The sequence below is a fragment of the Luteimonas soli genome (assembly GCF_042648865.1).
GTDB lineage: Bacteria > Pseudomonadota > Gammaproteobacteria > Xanthomonadales > Xanthomonadaceae > Luteimonas > Luteimonas soli.
Map to the genome: position 1 here is coordinate 274,691 of NZ_JBHRYA010000009.1, position 18,841 is coordinate 293,531.

The 18,841-nt window shown below is 70.1% G+C and carries 19 protein-coding genes; all 19 read right to left on the minus strand.

Annotated elements, in window-relative coordinates; translation table 11 throughout:
- Positions 1-9: 9 nt before the first annotated feature.
- The 19 genes from ACFONC_RS14090 to ACFONC_RS14180 all read right to left on the minus strand — a co-directional run bounded on the left by ACFONC_RS14090 (position 10) and on the right by ACFONC_RS14180 (position 18,362).
- A complete protein-coding gene (locus ACFONC_RS14090) occupies positions 10-450 on the minus strand; it encodes a hypothetical protein (RefSeq protein ID WP_386745086.1) in 441 nt (146 codons plus the stop codon).
- A 165-nt stretch (positions 451-615) separates the two neighbouring features.
- Positions 616-1,320, minus strand: coding sequence for a phosphate signaling complex protein PhoU (gene phoU, locus ACFONC_RS14095; RefSeq protein WP_386745087.1), 705 nt, complete (start codon positions 1,318-1,320; stop codon positions 616-618).
- A gap of 148 nt (positions 1,321-1,468) precedes the next feature.
- Positions 1,469-2,281, minus strand: a complete 813-nt coding sequence (gene pstB / locus ACFONC_RS14100) for a phosphate ABC transporter ATP-binding protein PstB (RefSeq protein ID WP_386745089.1) — start codon at positions 2,279-2,281, stop codon at positions 1,469-1,471.
- A 52-nt stretch (positions 2,282-2,333) separates the two neighbouring features.
- Positions 2,334-3,221 (minus strand): phosphate ABC transporter permease PstA, encoded by an 888-nt coding sequence (gene pstA / locus ACFONC_RS14105; RefSeq protein WP_386745091.1) that lies wholly within the window; start codon positions 3,219-3,221, stop codon positions 2,334-2,336.
- Positions 3,221-4,177, minus strand: a complete 957-nt coding sequence (gene pstC / locus ACFONC_RS14110) for a phosphate ABC transporter permease subunit PstC (RefSeq protein WP_386745093.1) — start codon at positions 4,175-4,177, stop codon at positions 3,221-3,223. Before pstC ends, pstA begins: the two co-directional genes overlap by 1 nt.
- A 136-nt stretch (positions 4,178-4,313) precedes the next feature.
- Complete coding sequence (gene pstS / locus ACFONC_RS14115) at positions 4,314-5,417, minus strand: phosphate ABC transporter substrate-binding protein PstS (protein WP_386745095.1); 1,104 nt, start codon at positions 5,415-5,417, stop codon at positions 4,314-4,316.
- Between the two features lie 604 nt (positions 5,418-6,021).
- A complete protein-coding gene (locus ACFONC_RS14120) occupies positions 6,022-7,164 on the minus strand; it encodes an OprO/OprP family phosphate-selective porin (RefSeq protein WP_386745096.1) in 1,143 nt (380 codons plus the stop codon).
- 116 nt (positions 7,165-7,280) lie between these two features.
- Positions 7,281-7,988 (minus strand): type II secretion system protein N, encoded by a 708-nt coding sequence (gene gspN, locus ACFONC_RS14125; protein WP_386745098.1) that lies wholly within the window; start codon positions 7,986-7,988, stop codon positions 7,281-7,283.
- Complete coding sequence (gspM, locus tag ACFONC_RS14130) at positions 7,985-8,491, minus strand: type II secretion system protein GspM (RefSeq protein ID WP_386745100.1); 507 nt, start codon at positions 8,489-8,491, stop codon at positions 7,985-7,987. The genes gspN and gspM overlap by 4 nt, the downstream gene beginning before the upstream one ends.
- Positions 8,488-9,621 (minus strand): type II secretion system protein GspL, encoded by a 1,134-nt coding sequence (gspL, locus tag ACFONC_RS14135; protein WP_386745102.1) that lies wholly within the window; start codon positions 9,619-9,621, stop codon positions 8,488-8,490. The genes gspM and gspL overlap by 4 nt, the downstream gene beginning before the upstream one ends.
- 23 nt (positions 9,622-9,644) lie before the next feature.
- Positions 9,645-10,625, minus strand: coding sequence for a type II secretion system minor pseudopilin GspK (gene gspK, locus ACFONC_RS14140; protein ID WP_386745104.1), 981 nt, complete (start codon positions 10,623-10,625; stop codon positions 9,645-9,647).
- Positions 10,622-11,230 carry a type II secretion system minor pseudopilin GspJ gene (gene gspJ, locus ACFONC_RS14145; RefSeq protein ID WP_386745106.1) on the minus strand — a complete coding sequence of 203 codons (609 nt, stop codon included), beginning with the start codon at positions 11,228-11,230 and terminating at the stop codon, positions 10,622-10,624. Before gspJ ends, gspK begins: the two co-directional genes overlap by 4 nt.
- On the minus strand, positions 11,227-11,607 hold the full coding sequence (gene gspI, locus ACFONC_RS14150) for a type II secretion system minor pseudopilin GspI (protein ID WP_386745108.1): 381 nt from the start codon (positions 11,605-11,607) through the stop codon (positions 11,227-11,229). Before gspI ends, gspJ begins: the two co-directional genes overlap by 4 nt.
- On the minus strand, positions 11,594-12,115 hold the full coding sequence (locus ACFONC_RS14155) for a GspH/FimT family pseudopilin (protein WP_386745110.1): 522 nt from the start codon (positions 12,113-12,115) through the stop codon (positions 11,594-11,596). The genes gspI and ACFONC_RS14155 overlap by 14 nt, the downstream gene beginning before the upstream one ends.
- A 125-nt stretch (positions 12,116-12,240) precedes the next feature.
- The gene (gspG, locus tag ACFONC_RS14160; RefSeq protein WP_386745112.1) at positions 12,241-12,681 is read right to left on the minus strand and encodes a type II secretion system major pseudopilin GspG; all 441 of its coding nucleotides are present in this window, start codon (positions 12,679-12,681) and stop codon (positions 12,241-12,243) included.
- Between the two features lie 15 nt (positions 12,682-12,696).
- Positions 12,697-13,917 (minus strand): type II secretion system inner membrane protein GspF, encoded by a 1,221-nt coding sequence (gene gspF / locus ACFONC_RS14165; RefSeq protein ID WP_386745114.1) that lies wholly within the window; start codon positions 13,915-13,917, stop codon positions 12,697-12,699.
- Positions 13,904-15,460, minus strand: coding sequence for a type II secretion system ATPase GspE (gspE, locus tag ACFONC_RS14170; RefSeq protein ID WP_386745115.1), 1,557 nt, complete (start codon positions 15,458-15,460; stop codon positions 13,904-13,906). Before gspE ends, gspF begins: the two co-directional genes overlap by 14 nt.
- On the minus strand, positions 15,457-17,535 hold the full coding sequence (gene gspD / locus ACFONC_RS14175) for a type II secretion system secretin GspD (RefSeq protein ID WP_386745117.1): 2,079 nt from the start codon (positions 17,533-17,535) through the stop codon (positions 15,457-15,459). The genes gspE and gspD overlap by 4 nt, the downstream gene beginning before the upstream one ends.
- Positions 17,532-18,362 carry a type II secretion system protein N gene (locus tag ACFONC_RS14180; protein WP_386745119.1) on the minus strand — a complete coding sequence of 277 codons (831 nt, stop codon included), beginning with the start codon at positions 18,360-18,362 and terminating at the stop codon, positions 17,532-17,534. Before ACFONC_RS14180 ends, gspD begins: the two co-directional genes overlap by 4 nt.
- Positions 18,363-18,841 lie beyond the last annotated feature (479 nt).

Here is an 18,841-nt window from a genome sequence, read left to right on the forward strand (position 1 = left end):
GCGCTGGCATCACATTCCGCCGCACTTGCCCTCGCCGCACTTGCCTTCCATGCCGGTCTTGTCGGCGGATTTCGCGCCGTCGGCCTTCTTGTCCGAGCCGCAGCGGCCTTCGTGGTGCGCCTTGCCTTCTTCGGCGTCCATGAAGCCGTCCTTGTTGGTGTCGATCTCGTCGAACTTGCCGGCCTTGTCGGCGTGCGCGGCGGCGAACTCGGCGCGCGAGACCTTGCCGTCCTTGTCCGAATCCATCGCGGCGACGCCGCACTTGCCTTCCTTCGCCTTGTCGGCGCCGCAGGATCCTTCCCTGGCCTTGTCGGCGCTGCCGGCTTCCTGCGCGCCGAGCAGGTAGCCCTGGGCGAGCGGGGTGGATGCGAACGCCGATCCGGACAGCATCAGCCCACCGGCGAGCGTGGCGCCGATGGCGAGGGCGACGGGTTTCCTGTTCTGGGTCATGGCTTCTCTCCTGGGGGCGGGCGGGAGCCCGGGTATGGAGAGGCGATGGTACCGCGCCGGCCGACATGTGGAATTGCCCTGGCCGGCTGTCTTCCTGCCCGCATTCAGGGCTTTCGCCCGCAGGCGCGGCCCGGTGCGCTTGCCGGGCCGTGCAAGTGCGGTGCGTCAGGTCGCGGTATTGGTCTCGTCGCGCTTTTCGCGCGGCGGCAGCGGCGCGTCGGCGTGGACCTGGAACCAGATGTTCTCGGCGATGTTGGTGACGTGGTCGCCGACGCGTTCGAGGTTCTTGGCGATGAACAGCAGGTGCGTGCACGGCGTGATCGCGCGCGCGTCTTCCATCATGTAGGTCAGCAGCTCGCGGAACAGGCTGGTGTAGGCCATGTCGAGTTCGGCATCACGCGCGCGGACGCGCTGCGCGGCGTCGGGATCGTTGTCGCGATAGGCCTCCAGCACGTCGCGCAGCTGCTGCACGGCCAGCGTGCCAAGTCCGCGCAGCCCGCGCGTGTGCGGCAATGGCGGGAGGGTGTTCAGGGCGATCGATCGCTTGGCCGCGTTGGCTGCGTAGTCGCCGATGCGCTCGATGTCCGAAACGATGCGCAGGGTCGCGAGGATCTCGCGCAGGTCGCGCGCCAGCGGGCCGCGCAGCGCCAGCGTCATCGCGTCCTGGCTGATCTCGCGCTCGAGCTTGTCGATCTCCTCGTCGTTGCCGATGATCCGCTCGGCGGCCTTGTCGTCGCGCCGTTCGAGAACGTCCAGCGCCGCCTCCAGCTGCGCGGCCGCCATGCCACCCATCCGCAGGATCTCGCTGATGACGCGATTGCGTTCTTCGTCGTGGCTCTTGACGATGTGGCTGTGGGGTTGGGTGGTCATGGCGTGTCCTGGGTCGCGTTTCGTTCGATGGGGTGTCGCTGCCATCCCTGGCGAGGGAGTGCGGGCGCCGGGTCGCCCGGCCCGGCCATTCATGGCCGGGCGTTCGGGATGCATCGGACGCCCTGAAGGCGTCCGATGTGCGCATCCCTCACCCAAACCGCCCCGTAATGTAATCCTCGGTCTGCTGCTTCGCCGGGTTCGAGAAGATCGTCTCGGTCGGGCCGTGCTCGACCAGGTCGCCCAGGTACATGAAGGCGGTGAAGTCGGACACGCGCGCGGCCTGCTGCATGTTGTGGGTGACGATGGCGATGGTGTAGTCGACCTTCAGCTCCTCGACCAGCTGCTCGATGCGGCTGGTGGAAATCGGGTCCAGCGCCGAGGTCGGCTCGTCGAGCAGCAGCACGTCCGGCCGCAGCGCCACGGCGCGCGCGATGCACAGCCGCTGCTGCTGGCCGCCGGACAGGCCCAGCGCGCTCTGGCCGAGCTTGTCCTTGACCTCGTCCCACAGCGCCGCCTGGCGCAGCGCATGCTCGACGCGGACGTTCATCTCCGCCTTCGACAGCTTCTCGTGGTGGCGGATGGCATAGGCGATGTTCTCGAAGATCGTCATCGGGAACGGCACCGGCTTCTGGAACACCATGCCGACCTTGCTGCGCAGCCGGTTCATCGGATACCTGGGGTCGAGGATGTCCTCGCCGTCCAGCAGCACCTGGCCGGATGCGACCTGCTTGGGATACAGCGCGTAGATCCGGTTGAACACGCGCAGCAGGGTCGACTTGCCGCAGCCCGAGGGCCCGATCAGCGCGGTGACCTGCTTCTCCGGGATATCGAGGTCGATGCCCTTGAGCGCGTGGAAGCGGTCGTAATGGAAGTCGAGTCCGCGGGCCGCCAGCTTTGCGGGCGCGGCGGCCTCGATGGGCCGGCCGGTTGGCGCGACGCGGGGAAGGGGGACGTCGTTCATGGGCGTGGCCCGAATGGGAATGGAGGAGGGGGTGGCGACGCGGGAAGCCAGCTCAGTCATGGCTCACCCGCTTGCGCGAGACGATCGCGCGCGCCGCCAGGCTGATCAGCAGCACGAAACCGGTCAGCACCAGCGCCCCGGCCCAGGCGATATCCTGCCACCACGTGTACGGGCTGCCGGCGAACTGGTACATCACCACCGGCACGCTCGCCATCGGGCCGGTGACGTCGGCGCTCCAGTACTGGTTGCCGAAGGCGGTGAACAGCAGCGGCGCGGTCTCGCCGCTGATCCTGGCAAGAGCGAGCAGGATGCCGGTGACGATGCCCGGCATCGCCGATCGATACATCACCTGCACGATCACCTTCCACTGCGGCACGCCCAGCGACAGCGCCGCCTCGCGCATCTGCGCGGGCACCAGCCGCAGCATCTCGTCGGTGGTGCGCAGCACCACCGGCAGCACGATGAAAGCCAGCGACACCGCGCCTGCGACCGCAGAAAAGTTGCCGCCGGCCTGCATCACCAGCAGCGTGTACACGAACAGGCCGAGCACGATCGACGGCGCCGACAGCAGGATGTCGTTGACGAAGCGCACCACGGTGCCGATCTTGCTGGCCGCGCCGTACTCGGCCAGCCAGGTACCGGCGGCGATGCCCAGCGGCGTGCCGATGCCGATCGCCATCAGGCACATCACCGCGCTGCCGAAGAAGGCATTGCGCAGGCCGCCCGCGCTCATCGGCGGCGGCGTGTCCTGCGTGAACAGCGCCAGGTCGATGCCGCCGATGCCCTTGGCCACCAGCGTCCACAGGATCCAGCCCAGGAACAGCAGGCCAAGCCCGGCCGCCAGGCACGCGAGCACCAGCGACACGGCGTTGGTGATCTTGCGCCGACGGTACAGCGCGTCGGCGGTGCGCAAGGTGGCGCTGTCCGCGACGGCGGCCATCAGTTGCCCTCCCTGCGCGACAGGTGGCCGAGCATCAGGCGTGCGATCGCGAGCACGATGAAGGTCACGATGAACAGCACGAAGCCGAGCAGCAGCAACGCCGAGCGGTAGGTCTCGGTCGCCTCGCCGAAGTCGTTGGCGATCAGCGCGGCGATGGTGGTGCCCGGCTCCAGCAGGGACGCGGTGAAGCGGGTCGAGTTGCCGATCACGAAGGCGACCGCCATGGTCTCGCCGAGCGCGCGGCCGAGGCCGAGGAAGATGCCGCCGATCACCGCCGAGCGGGTGTAGGGCAGCACGATGTCCCAGCTGACTTCCCACTTCGTCGAGCCGAGCGCGTAGGCCGATTCCTTGAGCCGGGTGGGCACGGTCAGGAACACCTCGCGCATCACCGAGGAGATGAAGGGGATGACCATGATCGCCAGCACGATGCCGGCGGTGAGCATGCCGATGCCGATCGGTGGCCCCTGGAACAGCTTGCCGACCAGCGGCAGCGTGCCCAGGTGCTCGTTGGCCCAGGGCGTGACATGCGTGGTCATCACCGGCACCAGCACGAACAGGCCCCACATGCCGTAGATGATCGACGGGATGCCGGCCAGCAGTTCGATCGCGGTGCCGACCGGCCCGCGCAACCAGCGCGGCGCGACCTCGGTCAGGAAGAAGGCGATGCCGAAGCTGACCGGGATCGCGATGACCATCGCGATGATCGCGGTGACCACGGTGCCGTAGATCGGCACCAGCGCGCCGTAGCGGTTCTCGACCGGGTTCCAGTCGGCGGTGAAGAAGAAGTCGAGGCCCGAAGCCTCGAGTGCGTGGCGGCCACCCCACAGCATCGACAGCGCCGCGCCTGCCAGCGCCAGCAGCACGAACACCACGGTGGCGACCAGGGCGTAACGGAACAGCCGGTCGTTGCGGGCGTCCTTGTGGTCTCGCGTGGCGGGGAGGGCGATGGTGGTCATTTGCTCTTTGTTCCTTCCCCTTCAAGGGGAAGGCCAGGATGGGGATGGGTTTGGGGGTATTCGGGCGCTGTCGCGGCGGGTGGGAAAACCATCCCCTCCCAAACCCTCCCCTTGAAGGGGAGGGCTTCAGAGCAGGTTACTGGGCGGTCTTGAACTCGGCCGCCCAGTACTGCTCGATCTGGCCCACCAGTTCCGGCGGCAGCGGCACGTAGTCGAGCTCCGCGGCCTGCTGCCCACCGTTCTCCAGCGCCCAGGTGAAGAACTCGCGGGCCGCTGCGCTGCGCTTCGGGTCGGCTGGCTGTTCGTACATCAGGATGAAGTTGGTGGCGGTGATCGGCCACGCCTGCTCGCCGGGGGCGTTGGTGATGACCAGGTTGAAGTCCTGCACGCTGGTCCAGTCGGCGGTCGCGGCGGCCGCCGCGAAGGCCTCGGCGCTCGGGGCGACGAAGTTGCCGGCGGCGTTGCGCATCATCGCGTAGGCCATCTTGTTCTGCAGCGCGTAGGCCAGCTCGACGTAGCCGATCGAGCCGTCGATCTGCTGCACATACGACGCCACGCCCTCGTTGCCCTTGCCGCCGACGCCGTCGGGCCACTGCACCGACTTGCCTTCGCCGACCGCGTCCTTCCACGCCGGGCTGACCTTGGTCAGGTAGTTGGTGAAGTTGAAGGTGGTACCCGAACCGTCCGAACGCTGCACCAGGTTGATCTTGGTGGCCGGCAGTTCGACGCCCGGGTTGACCGCGGCGATCGCCGGGTCGTTCCAGGTCTTGACCTTGCCCAGGTAGATGTCGGCCAGCAGCGGGCCGGTGAGCTTCAGTTCGCCGGCCTCGATGCCTTCGACGTTGACGACCGGCACCACGCCGCCGATCACCGACGGGAACTGCAGCAGGCCGGCCTCGGCCAGTTCCTCGCTCGACAGCGGCGCGTCGGACGAGCCGAAGTCCACCGTGCCGGCCTTGATCTGGGCGATGCCGCCGCCCGAGCCGATCGACTGGTAGTTGACCTTGTTGCCGGTGGCGGCGTTGTAGTCGGCCGACCACTTGGAGATCAGCGGGAAGATGAACGTCGCGCCTGCGCCGGTGATGTTGGCCGCGATCTTGTCGCCGGCATCGGCGGGTGCGTTTGCGCCCGGAGCGTTGGCTTCGCCGGTCTGCGCCTGGTTGCCCGACGGCTGGCACGCCGCGACGAACAGCAACGTGGACAGCGCGAGCGCGGTGGTGCGGAAGGTGGACGTGTTCATGTGGGCTCCGATGGGGTGGCGCGGCGCGCCTGCTTGGGGTCCGCACATGAAATGATGTTTTTGTTACATCCCGATGACAGTTTGTCGCGATCGGGCCTGCGGGGACGCGAGGGCTCGAAAAGACAGCCGTTCAGGGCCAGGCAGGAGCGCGGGGCGCGGGGAAGGCCATGGCGCGGGGCTTCGGACACGGCGTCCCGCCGGAGCCTGCGTGGTCGACTTGGCCGTGCATCCGTGGGCAGGGGAGCCAATAAAACGGTCCTTCACCCATCTGAGGGGGCGGGCGACCGAGCGGCCGCTCATGCGGGCTCCGGTGGGTCGCCGTGTCCTGTCGGCCGGGAGCAGCTTTTCCCTCGGCAGGACATCCATGTCCTGACGAGGGCGCGCGCCATCCATGGCGCGCTTGTCGCGGCCCCCGCCCGCCAGGACACGGCTCACCTTGGCGTGGCCTTCGTCGCCTCGGTTGAAACTGCGTAGGTCGGGGTTACGTCCCCGACGGCTCTTGATCTCCGGTTGCCGGTGACAGCGGCGGTGTTGCGGGAAGGTAATGCCGCCGCCCGGAGATGGAGCTGCGTGCCAGCGCAGCCCCGATGCCTGGATCCGCTGGTTACCAGTAGAACTGCGCGCGCGCCTCGACGATGCTCGGATCGTCGTCCAGCCCCTGGCGCTCGCTGTCGACCTTCACGTAGTTCAGCATGAACTTGAAGTTCGAGCGCCAGTACCAGTTCACGCCGGCGGTCCAGGTGTCCATCCTGCCGCCTTCCACCGCGCCGTCATCGAGGTCGATGGTGTCGTAGCGCAGGCCCAGCTGCCACATGCCGCTGCCGGGCCGGGCGGGCTTGGCCGTGGTCGGCACGCCACCCTTGTAGCCCCAGGTCTCGCCGGTGACGTTCCACAGCCCCTGCACGTAGGCGGCGGTGCTGGTGTAGTCGCGGTTGGCCAGGCGCTCGATGTCGCTGGTGTAGTACTCGCCCTGCAGCTTGAACGGACCGTGGACCCACAGCCCTTCGAGGCTGGTGGTGGCGACGCGGTCGGTGTCGGTCATGCTGCCGGTATCGACCAGGCGCACGGCCGCGAGATCGGCATCCGGACGCGCGCGCAGGCGGAACGTATCGGCGTCGGTGTCATGGTTCACGTATGCCAGGCCGAAATGCAGGATGTTGCCCTTGTCGTTGACCGGCGCCCAGGTGCCACGCAGGCCGTAGCCGCTGCCGTGCGCGAGGTTGCGCGTGAGTTCGCGGCCGAACCAGCTGGCCGCCACGCTCCAGCTGTCGTTGCCGTAGCCGTAACCGACGCCAAGGCGGCGCGCCACCGCATAGGTGTTGGTCGCCATGGACTTGGAGATGAAGTCGTTGTTCTTGGTCGAGGACAGCTCTTCCAGGCTGTTGGGTTGCTTGAACTGGCCGACCTGCAGGTACTGGCTGCCACCGCCGAACGTGTACCTGACGTTGGTGTCGAGGAACTTGTCGGCCTTGGCGTCGTAGCCGACCACCCAGTCGAGATTGCCCGGGCCCTTGCCCTTGAGCACGAACTCGGCGCGACGCAGCTCGAACTCGCTGTCGTCGCCATTGGCACCGATGCCGTTCAGATCGGCCAGGTCGCTGTTGAACCAGTTGCCGTCGGCCTGGATGAGGCCCTCGATGGAAACCTCGGAGCCGCCGACCGTGTCGATCACGACGCCGGCGTGGGCCAGGGGGGCAAGGCTGGTGAGGAGAAGGGCGAACGCAAGACGGTCTGCTCGGAGTTTCATTGGGGTCTGCTACAGGGGAAGTGCGCGCAGACTATGATGATTCGATGACACTCATGTGACCATTTGAATGCCGGATGTCAGATATGTGACTGCCCGTAAGCCGGCCAGGAACCCCGTCAATCGGCAAGGCGCCAGCTGTCCGCGCGCACCAGGCCGTCCGGTGTGGACCGGAACCCGGCCGCCTGCAGGGCCAGCGACGACGCCTCGTCGGGCGGGCGCACGCGCGATTCGAGCTCGACGCCGCCCCGTGCGTCGATGACGAGGTCCGTTTCGACCGGCAGGGTTGCCGGCTCGACCGTCTCGAGGGCGAGCCTGCCGCGGGCACCGTCGCAGCGCACGGTCCCTTCCAGCTGCAGCGGCGATCCGGGCATTCCCGTGAGCTGCGCGGTGACCGCGCCGCCGGCTTCGTGGCACCGGCCGTCGATGAACACGAGGCTGGCGCCGGCGAGCGAAAGTTGCACGGTGGCTGCAAGCGGCCGGCGGACGGACATGTCCAGCTGCCCGCTGGCGCTTTCGAAACCGCTGCGCCGGCCTTGCAGCAAGTCGATGGAAAGGCCGCGCGCGGCCAGGTGCACGCGCCGCGTGCCGGCCAGCAGCGCCAGCGGGCGCAACGACACTGCAACGTCGCCATGCGCAACGCCGCGCCATCGCACCGCTCTCAGCTGGCCCGACCATGCGGGCCCAGATGCTTCGACCGCCGACAGGCCGATGCTTTCGAACGTGTCGCCCGAGCCCATCGCGATGACCGCCCGCAGCGGCAGCGTTGCTGCCAGCAGCACGGGCAGCGCCAGCACGAACACGACGACCAGGGCGCGGCGGCTCATGGTGTTGCGGGCGCTGCGAATCTCGCCTGCACGCGCAGCTGCCCATTGTATTCGGTGATGTCGAGCATGGACGGCGCGATGCCGTGGCGCTGGCGCAGCCCTTCCAGCCAGCCCAGCAGGGCAGGCGCTGCGACGGCATCGATGCCGATTTCCAGCCCGCCGGCGTCGTCGCCGCGCTGGCGCGCGACCGGCACGCGCGCGGCGGCCGCGGCCTCGAGGATGGTGTCGGCGAAAGCGTCGCCCGGTGGTGGCGTCGGGCGCTGCGTGCGCAGCTCCGCGATCGCGTCGACAGCGGCTCCGACTTCCTGCAAGTCTGCCGCCGCGCGATCGTAACGATCGATCGCCGCGTCGCGCGCGTGCTGCAGCGGCCGGATCGCGCCGAGCCACAATGCGAAGGCGCCGATGGCGATGAACATCGCGCCCAGCATCGCGCGTTCGCGCGGCGCGAGTGCCTGCCACCAAGCGCCGATCTTCGACAGCGTGCCCTGCGGATGCGCGTTCATGTGCCCGGCCCGATGGTGATGTCGTGGCGCAGGCGGCCACCCGCGCCCTGGCTGCCGGTGGCGGTCATTTCCAGCCCGGCGGCAGCGAGCGCGGCGCGGACATGTTCGAGCCTCGCGGGTGCATCCACGACCAGCGTTGCCTGCACGATGCCGTCGGCGTAGGCGAGGGCGTCGAGTTCGGCGCCCTTGGCCGATGCCACCGCCGACAGCAACGCGCCGACGGCATGGCCGAAGCGGTCGCCGGCCTGCAGGCCGGACAGCTGCGCGCGGATCGCGGGCAGTGGGTCGGTTTCGTCGGCCAGTTGCGGAAGCACGGTGCGGGCCTGCGCGTGGGCCTGCGCCTGCAGGTCGCGGGCGGAGAGTTCGTACTGCAGCACCTGCGCGGCCAGCAGCACCAGCGGCGTGGCGGCCAGCACGCCGGCGAGGATCGTCGCGCGGCGCCATGCCGACCAGCCTTCGCGGCGCGGCGCGGTGCGGGCGAATTCGTATTGCAGCAGATCGATGGGGGGCGACAGCGCGCCGGCGGCGAGTGCGGCCTCGGTGGCGGCGTGGTCGAGTGTGCGCACCGTTCGTTCGCCGATCACGTGCGCGGCAAGTCCGGGTTCTCCGGCGAACGCAAGTTGCGCGCCGCGGACCAGTGCCTGGCCGTCGAAGTTGCCCGCAACCACGTCATCGGCGCCGTCGGTGGCGTCGGGCGCTGGCAGCAGCAGCGGCATCGGCACCACGACGTCGGGGCTCATGCCCAGCGCCGCGGCGCGGTCGAGCCAGTCCTGCATCCGCGCGGGTTCGACCGCGACCACCAGCCGCTCTTCGTCCGCCGCCGACGGCGCGGCGATGGCCAGGTGCAGCGCGCCGGCAGGTGCGGCGACGTGGCCGTCGACCAGCACGCGCGCCGCCGCCAGCGCCTGCACCGGGTTGCGCGCCGGCAAGCGCAGCCACAGTGCCAGGCAGTCGCTGCCAGGAACGGCCAGCACCTGGCGCGCGGCGTCGTGTCCGGCGGTGACGGTCGATGCGTCATCGGTCGTGATCGTCTCGCGTGCGAGGATCCGTCCGCCCGCGTCGACCTGCAGGCGGACGGCCGCCGCGTCGGTGCGTTCCGGGAGCAGTAGCAGCTGGAGCGAAGTACTCATTGCGTTGCGGACCGAAGAAACGTTCATTCCAGCGGCGCCAGGCGGCGCGAGACAAGGTGCGTGGCGCCGGCGTCATTCTCGAACAGCGCGCTGGTCACGGCCTGCGCGCCTGCGTATTCGACTTCCGCCTGCAGCGCGAAGTAGCGGCTGCGCAGCCTGACCTGGCCGCGCACGCTTTCCGAAGGCGTAATCCCGGCCAGCGCCGGCTGGGCCCAGAAGGCGGGCAGCTCGCTCCAGCCACCATCCGGCCGTGCACGCAGCAGTCGCAGTGCGGCCTCGGGCGCGAGTTCGCCATCGGTGAGCATGGTCAGCAGCACCGCGTCGTCTTCGCCCAGAGCGTTGAGGTTGATCGGCGACAACTCGGCGGTGGGCAGCGCGCAGACGTGAGGACGCAGGCGTCGGTAGATCGCGTCGTCGAAGCCGGAAATCGCGCGCAGCTCGGTGACCTCGGCCAGCAGCTCGCCGCCGGTGCGGTAGGCGGGGCTGCGCACCTGGTAGCTGGCGTCCTCGGCCCCGGCGGGGCCAGGCGCCTGGTCGAAGTCGATCCAGTCGACCAGGCTGTCGACAAGGCCGTCGGCCTGCACTTGCGGCACGTCGAGCGCGCGCAGCAGCGCGGCGAACTGGCGACTGCCGGACTCGCGCCGCTGCCACAGCTCGCCGGTGCCTTCGACCACGCTGTTGAGGTTGAAGCAGGCGGTCGAATCGGACAGGCGCGCGCGGATCAAACCGTGTTCGATCGGGAACACCAGCGGGCGCTGTTCCAGGTCGGCCAGCCCGGCCTGCGCGGCGGCGTGCGTGGACAGCCGGTCGATCTGCGCCATCGCCAGCGATTCGGCGCCCCGCGCGTACCACTGCGCCTGCGCCATCGACTGCGCGTTGGACGCGCGGCGCAGGCCGAAGCGGATGTCGTCGAGCATGCCCATCACCAGCACCGACATCACCGCGACCAGCAGCAGTACCGTCAGCAGGGCGACGCCACGCTGGTTGGCGCGTTGCCGGCTCACGTGCGCGTCCCCGGAAGCAGGAACAGCTGCTCGATGCGGCCGAGCCCGGCCAGCTGCAGCTGCAGGCGCACCGCGTCGGGCATCGCGTTCGCGCCACCCGGCCAGCCGTCGAGCCACTGGCCGCGGTAGTGGTAGCCGATCGTCGCCGACTCGATGCCGCGCAGCATCACCCGCGGTTCGCCCGGCGCGGCGCCGTCGAGCGCTTCGCGCACGCTGCGTTCGAGCTGGCCGTCGACCAGGCGGTATTCGACGTACTGCATCGAAGCGCGCGGCTCGGCGTCCGGATTGACCCAGCCGCGGCGCACCAGCGCCAGCAGCGGTTCGTTGCCGGACATCGCGCGCGTCGCGCCCGAGGTGCTGCCGACGAAGGCGTTGCGAGCGGGGCTGCCGTCGCGCCCGCGCACGCGCCGTACCGCGGCCTGCGCGAGGTCGGCCTTGAGCAGCGCGCGGGCGCTTTGCAATTCGCCGAGGCGATCCATGCGCGCCTTCACCACGCCCTGGTTGTCGGCGGCATAGGCCATCACCGTGACGCCCACCGCCGAGAGCATGGCGAAGATCAGCAGCGCCACCAGCATTTCCACCAGCGTGAAGCCGCGCGCCTTCATCGCGCGCTCCGGAACACGCTGGCCTCGGCGGCGATGCGTTCCTCGCCGGGGGCCATCACCGTGACGTCGACGCGCACGATCGCGTCCATGTCGGTCGAGCTGACGTTGCGGCTCCAGCGCCATTCGCGGTCGCCAGCCGGCTCGCTGCCTTCGGCATGCGCCGACAGCTCGCCCGGCGCGGCGAGCATCGCCTCGACCGCACGGTTGTCGGCCACGATCCCGGCCAGCACGCGCTCCTCGACCACCAGCGCGGTACGCGTGTTCTCGCCGGCCAGGTTCAGCAGCGCCAGCGCGATCAGGCTGAGCACGGCGACCGCGACCAGCATCTCGATCAGCGAGAAGCCGCGCGCGGGCGCGCTGCGGTCAGCGCGGCACATGGACCCGCACCTTGCCGGACGCACCCACGGCCACTTCGACCTGCCGCCCGTTGCGGGCCAGCAGCACCCGTTGCTCCGCGCTGCCGCCGGTCGGTTCGAAGCGGAAGCTGGCCTGCACCTGCCGCCCGTCGAGCATGGGCGTCGTGCCCTCGGCCCAGGCCACCGGTTCGAACGGGCCTTCGTCCAGCGCCTGCCACTGGCCGAAGCTCTGGCGCGCGAACGCATAGCCGTGCGCATCCACCGTCACCTGCACCACGCGCGCGGTGAGGATGGCCTCCTCGCCCGCGTGCACGAGCCGCGCGGCGAAGGTATCGGCTTCGCGCACCAGCGTGCGGCTATCGTCCGGCGCGGTGAGCACGACCGCCGCGCCCATCAGGCCGACGATCACCAGCACCACCATCAGTTCGACCAGGGTGAAGCCGGCTGCTTTGGCGGCACTGCCGCCAGGCCGGCTGAACGCCGCGCAGCTATGCTGCGTGGCCGGACCGAAGCCGCGGCAGTCGCGCATCGCCACGGTCGCGGATGCGTGCAGGCGCGACGCCGGCCGCGTGCGCGCGATCGCACTCGAACGGCAAGCGGGCAGAACGCTGCAATGGCGAAGACGTGTGTTCACGGCGAACGAGCGTGGCCGCGTCAGTTCCAGTTGCCGATATCGGCGTTGTCGCCTTCGCCGCCGACGGCGCCGTCGGCGCCCATCGAGAAGATGTCGAAGGCGCCGCGCTCGCCCGGTTGGCGGTACTGATAGGGGTTGCCCCAAGGGTCGGCCGGCAGGCGGCGGATGTAGCCGCCGCTGCGGTAGCGCTCCGGTCGCGCCAGCCCGGCGGGCGCACGCAGCAGCGCGTCCAGGCCCTGGTCGGTGCGCGGATAGACCAGGTTCTCGAGGCGGTAGGTTTCCACCGCCTGCTCCAGCGTCGACACGTCGGCGCGCGCCTTCTCGACCATGGCGCGGTCCTGGCTCGGCATCACGTTGATCATGACCACCGTGGCGAGCAGGCCGATGATGACGATCACGACCATGAGTTCGACCAGCGTGAAGCCGGCGGCGCGGGTGGAACGGGGCGTGTGCTTGTTCATGCGTGTTTCCGGGATTCAGCCAAGGACGAGGGAGTTGAACTGCAGGATCGGCAGCAGGATCGACAGCACGATCACGGCTACGACCCCGCCCATGGCGACGATGATCACCGGCTCAAGCAGGCTCATCGTGGCCGTGGTGAAGGTGTTGAACTCGCGTTCGAGATAGTCGGCGGCGCGTTCGAGCATCGGCGCCAGGCGCCCGCTGTTCTCGCCGCTGCCGGCCATGTACAGCAGCGTGGGAGGGAATACCGCGGCGCGCCGCATCGCGCTCGACAGGCTGCCGCCTTCGCGGATCGAGGCGACCATGGTGTCGGTGGCCGCGCGCAGCACGCGGTTGTGCACGGTGCGCGCGGTGATCACCAGGCCTTCCATCATCGGCAGCCCGCTGGCGAGCATGATCGACAGCGTGCGCGCCAGCTGCGCGGCATGCATGTCGCGCACCAGCCGCCCGACCAGCGGCGTGCGCAGCACCAAGGCGTCGAAACGCAGGCGGAATTCCGGACGCCGCAGCAGCCGAGCGAAGGCCACCGCGCCGACCGCCAGCAGCACCAGCACGGGAAGGCCCCAGCGCGTCATCAGGTCGGACAGGCCGATCACGATCTTCGTCAGCGTCGGCAGTTCGCGGCCCATCGAGTCGAACTGGTCCACCACCTTGGGCACCACGAACGCCATCAGCGCGATCACCACGGCGAGCGCGGTCAGTGCCAGGGCAGCGGGATAGACGAGTGCCGCGACCAGCTTTCCGCGCACCTGCTGCTGGCGTTCGAGCAGGTCGGCCAGGCGTTCGAGGATGTCGGGCAGCGCGCCGGAGCCTTCGCCGGCGGCGACCATCGCCCGGTACAGCGGCGGGAACGCATTGCCCTGGCGCGCCATCGCGTCGGACAGGCGGAAGCCTTCGAGCACCTGCGCGTGCACGCCGCCCAGCACCCGGCGCACCGCGCGCTTCTCGGCCTGTGCGGCGATCGTGCGCAGCGCTTCCTCGAGCGGCGCGGCGGTGACCAGGGTCGCCAGCTGGCGCGTGACCAGGGCGACGTCCTTGGCGGTGAAGCGGTCGAAGGCGCCGCCGATGTCCTTGCGTGCCGGGGGCGCGGTGCGCGCGCTGGCCGGATCGAGCCGCACCGGCACCAGTCGCCGGCGTTCGAGCTGGCTGCGCGCAGCGCCCGGATCGGCCGCGTCGATGCGGCCGTGGCGGGTCTGTCCACGCTCGTCGAGAGCGGCGTAGTCAAACGCCGGCATCGCCGAGGCCCTCCGCGCACTGCTGCGCGCCGTCGTCGTGGCCATCGTCCTGGCGGGTGACGCGCAGCGCTTCCTCCAGCGTGGTCAGGCCCGCCGCCACCGCGGCACGAGCCGACGCCGCCAGCCGGTCGGCGCGGGCGAACGCGGCCGCGGCCAGCTCGTCCTCGCTGGCGTCGTCGCCGATCAGGCGGCGCATCTGGTCGTCGATGGTGATCGCCTCGTACACGCCGAGACGGCCGGCGTAGCCGGTGTGGTTGCAGTGCGCGCAGCCGACAGCGCGGTACAGCAGGCCATCGAAGCCGTCGCCCATCAGCTGCCGCGCGCGCGCATCGGTTTCGCGCGGCGCGCGGCACTGCGTGCACAGTCGCCGCACCAGCCGCTGCGCCAGCACCAGGCGCACGGTGGAGGCGAGCAGGAACGGTTCGATGCCCATGTCGCGCAGTCGCGTGATCGCGCCGACCGCATCGTTGGTGTGCACGGTCGACAGCACCAGGTGGCCGGTGAGGCTGGCTTGCACCGCGATCTGCGCGGTCTCCGGGTCGCGGATCTCGCCGACCATCACTACGTCCGGGTCCTGGCGCAGGATCGCGCGCAGGCCTGCGGCGAAGGTCATGCCGACCTTGGTGTTGACCTGGGCCTGGCCGACGCCTTCGATCGCGTACTCCACCGGGTCCTCGACGGTGAGGATGGTGCGGCTGCCGTCGTTGAGCGCGGCCAGCCCGGCGTACAGCGTGGTGGTCTTGCCCGAGCCGGTCGGGCCGGTCACCAGCACGATGCCGTTGGGCACGTGCAGCGCCTTGCGCAGCGCGGCCAGCACGACTTGGGGCATCGCCAGCTGCTCCAGCTCCAGCACGCCCTGGTCCTTGTCGAGGATGCGCAGCACCACGCGCTCACCGCCGCGCGCGGGCAGGGTGGACACGCGCACGTCGAGCGCCTTCGCTCCCATCGCCAGCGAGATGCGCCCGTCCTGCGGGATGCGTTTTTCCGCGATGTCCAGGCGCGCCATCACCTTGACGCGCGACACCAGCAGCGGCGCGATCCGCCCGGGCAGGCGGGCGGCCTCGCGCATCACGCCGTCGACGCGCAGGCGCACGCGCAGCGTCGACTCGGACGGTTCGATGTGGATGTCGGACGCGCCCTGGCGCGCACCCTCGGCGATGATGCCGTTGATCAGGCGGATGATCGGCGCGTCGTCCTGGCTTTCGAGCAGGTCGGCCGTGGCCGGGATGTCCTCGACCAGCGCGTCCAGGCTGCCGTGCACGTCGAGCTGGTCGACCGCGTCGCCGGTGTCGATGCCGGCGTCGGCGTAGATCTCCGACAGCCGGCGGTCGAACGCGCCCCGTGCCAGCCGTTCCACGTGCAGCGGCCGGCCGAGCGCGCGTCGCACTTCCACCAGCGCGGTCGACGCCGCGTCTTCGCGCAGGCCGACGTGCAGCGGCGCGTCGGCCTGCGCAGCGTCGCCGGGCGCGGGCGCTTCGCCCAGCACCAGCACGCCGTGGCGCTTGGCGAAGGCGTAGGCCAGCGGTGGCGCCGCAGTGGTCACGGATTGGGCAGCGGTTCGGCCACGGCCGGTGCGGGCAGGGTCGCTGCAGGGGCGGGCGCAGGCGCAGGAGCAGGAGCCGGCGGCGCCACCGGCGGGTGCGTGCGCAGGTAGTCGCGCACCAGCGCGTCGAGTGCGGCTTCGCGCTGCTTCGAATCGTGCAGCTGCAACTGCGAGTCGCGCATGTAGTCGTAGCGCGGCGCGGTCACGCGCTGCGCGGCGGCCGGATCGCCGACGATGGTCGGGCGGATGAAGACCATCAGGTTGGTCTTGTCCTTCGACTTCGCCTTTGACCGGAACAGGCTGCCCAGCAGCGGGATGTCGCCCAGCAGCGGCACCTTGTCGACGGAACTGCGCTCGGCCTGGTCGAGCAGGCCGCCGATCACGACGATCGCGCCGTCGTCGACCAGCACCCGCGTCTCGACCTCGCGCTTGTTGATGATCAGCTCGTTGTAGTCGGCCGAGACCGGGCCAGCCACCGACGACACTTCCTGCCGCAGCTGCAGGGTGATGCCGCCGCCGGCGTTGATCTGCGGGGTGACTTCCAGCTTGATGCCGACGTCCTCGCGCTCGATGGTGCGGAACGGGTTGGAGTTGGAATCGCCGAGCACCTCGCCCGAGGTCACCGGCACTTCCTGGCCGACCAGGATCCGCGCCGGCTCGTTGTCGAGCGTCATGATCGACGGCGTCGACAGCAGGTTGGAGCCGGTGTCGCTCTTGACCGCGTTGATCACCAGCCCGAACAGGGTGTTGCCGGCGCTGCCGCCGATCCCGGCCAGGCCGCCGGTCAGGCCCAGCAGCGACTGCAGCGCCGCGCGGCGCGCGACCTGTGCCAGGTCCGAGTCGTCGTCCTCGAGCAGGCCGGCGCCGACCAGCTCGTTGATGCCGGGGCCCGATGCGTTGGGAAACTGGCTCACGCCGAACGGCACGCCGTCGCGGTTGGCCAGCGCGATCTGCGCGCCCAGCTCGCTTGCCGCGTCGTCGGAGATCTCGACCACGATCGCTTCCACCAGCACCTGCTTGCGGCGGGTGTCGAGCTGGCGGATGACGTCGACCAGGGTGCGCTGGGTTTCCGGGTCGGCGTTGATGATCAGCGCGTTCTGGCCGGGCGCGCGCACGATCGTCGGGCGCTTGCCGGGCGTGGCGGCGATGACTTGCGCCTGGCTGGGATCGACGCTGGTCGACACGGCGCTGGAAACGGGCGCGTCGCCGCTGCCGGCATCCGGCGGCTGGCCGACCAACTGCTGCAGCACCGGCAGCAGCTGTTCGGCGCTGGCGTGCTCGAGCATCACCACGCGCACGTCGCCGGTGCTTTCGGCGCGGCGGTCGAGTTCGAGCACCATCTGCACCACGCGCTGGATCAGCGCGGGGTCGCCGCGCACGACGATCGAGTTGCTGCTTTCGACCGGCAGGATCGACAGCGCGGCGTTGCCGCCCTCGCCGCCGCCCGTGGCGAACAGGCCGTTGACGGTGGCCGCGATCTCGCGCGCGGAGCTGTTGCGCAGGGTGACGGTGTCGATGTCGGCGCGGTCGCGGTCGATCTGCGAGATCAGCCCGCGGATGCGGCGCAGGTTGTCGGCGTAGTCGGCCACCAGCAGGCTGTTGCCATGGCGCGTGGCGACGACGATGCCGCCGCGGCCGACCAGCGGCTTGATCGTTTCCGCGGCGATCCGCGCATCGACCTGTTGCAGGGGGATCACCTCGGTCGCGAACCCCAGCGTGCCGCGTGCCTGCTGCGCGGCGGTGTCGTCAGGGACGACGCGATAGGTGGCCTTGCCGGCCGGCACCGCGACCAGGCCGTTGCTGCGCAGGATGGTCAGCAGCACGCCGAGCAGTTCCGACTCGTTCATCGTCTCGTCGTTGGAGAAGTTGACCGTGCCCTGCACGCTCGGGTCGACGATGAAGGTGGTGCCGGTGGCGCGGGCGACGTCCTCGATGAAGGCGCGGATGTCGGCGTCGCGGACGTTGAACGCCTGGGGCGCGACCTGGCCGGCGGGCTGCTGTTGCGCTGGCGCGGACGGCGCGAACGACGCGGCGAGGGCGAGGGCGAGCAACGCGCCGATGGAACGGAGGGTCATTGCGGCGCCTTCACTGTAGTGGTGTGGGTCGTACCGCCGCGGCGGTAGCGGATCGTTGCCTGCGGCTGGCCGGCGAGTGCCTGCTTGAGATCGCCGAGCCTGGCCGGATCGACGGCGCGTCCGTTGACTGACAGCACGACGTCGCCGGGTTGCAGGCCGGCAAGACGGAGCAACGGGTTGCCTTCGCCGGGAGGAATCGCGTAGCCGTCTTCCTGCTGCGCGGCAGCGGCGCTGCTGGACGACGGGTTGACCGTTGCGGTCTTCGACGAGCTCGCGTTCGCCGGTCCGGGTGTCGACGCCGGGGCGGGCGCGACGGGTTTCACCCGTGACCTGGACGAGCGCGCCGCCGGCCCCGGTGCGGTGCGCGCAGTGGAGTGGCGCGGCAGCTCCAGGCGATGGCGTTCGCTACCCGACACGAGGACCGCATGGTCGGCGCCCACCGCTTCGAGCCGGATCCCGGGCGCGATCTCGCGCCCGACGGCATACGATGTCTGGCGGCCGTCCTTTTCGAGGATCGCCGAGCCGCCCGTGCCGTCTGTGCGCACGCCGTGCAGGCTGTAGCCGAGCGCTTCGCCGCTGCCGGGCGAGGCCGCGTGGCTGGCACTGCGGAAGAACAGGTCGACCAACGGCAGCGACGGCGCCGAGGCCTGCAACGGAACCGTCGCCGCGGCAACGCCGATCGGCGCAACGGGAACCAGCAGCATCCACAGCAGCCGCGCGGCCTGCGCGGCGAGCAGCACGACCAGGACCACCTCCAGCGCGGGGGGCAGCCAGTGCCGCCAGTCGGCAAGCCGGTCGCGTTCGAATGACAGGGTACGGACGTTCATCCGGTGCAAGGAAGTGAAGGGTCGAACCGAAGGGTCGAAAGGGAGGGCTATTCCACGAATGCGCACAGGATGAGACGGATTCGTGACAGTTCGATGTCGGTTGACACATGGCGGGTGGCTTCATGTGTATGCGTCACTGCGCGTGTGAAAAGGAGCGATTGGTGGCGCGGGCTTCGGAGGCAGCGGCGTCCCGGCCGGGGGAGGCTCCTCGGCTCGGTCAGGACGCCGCTGCGCGGTTCCCCCGGCCCGGCGCAGCGCGCCGGGCATTCGCACGGGCGCGCGGCAATGCCGCGCAGGCAGCCCGCGCTCATCCATGCCTGACTCGCCGCCGCAGGCCATCCATGGCCTGCTTTCCGCACCCCCCGGCCGTGACGCCGCTTCGGCGATTCGTTGTCGCGACATTTGTTGAAGCCAAAGCGGATGAAGCTCACGATCAGGTGAGCCATGCCCTGGCGGCTGGGGGCCGCGACAAGCGCGCC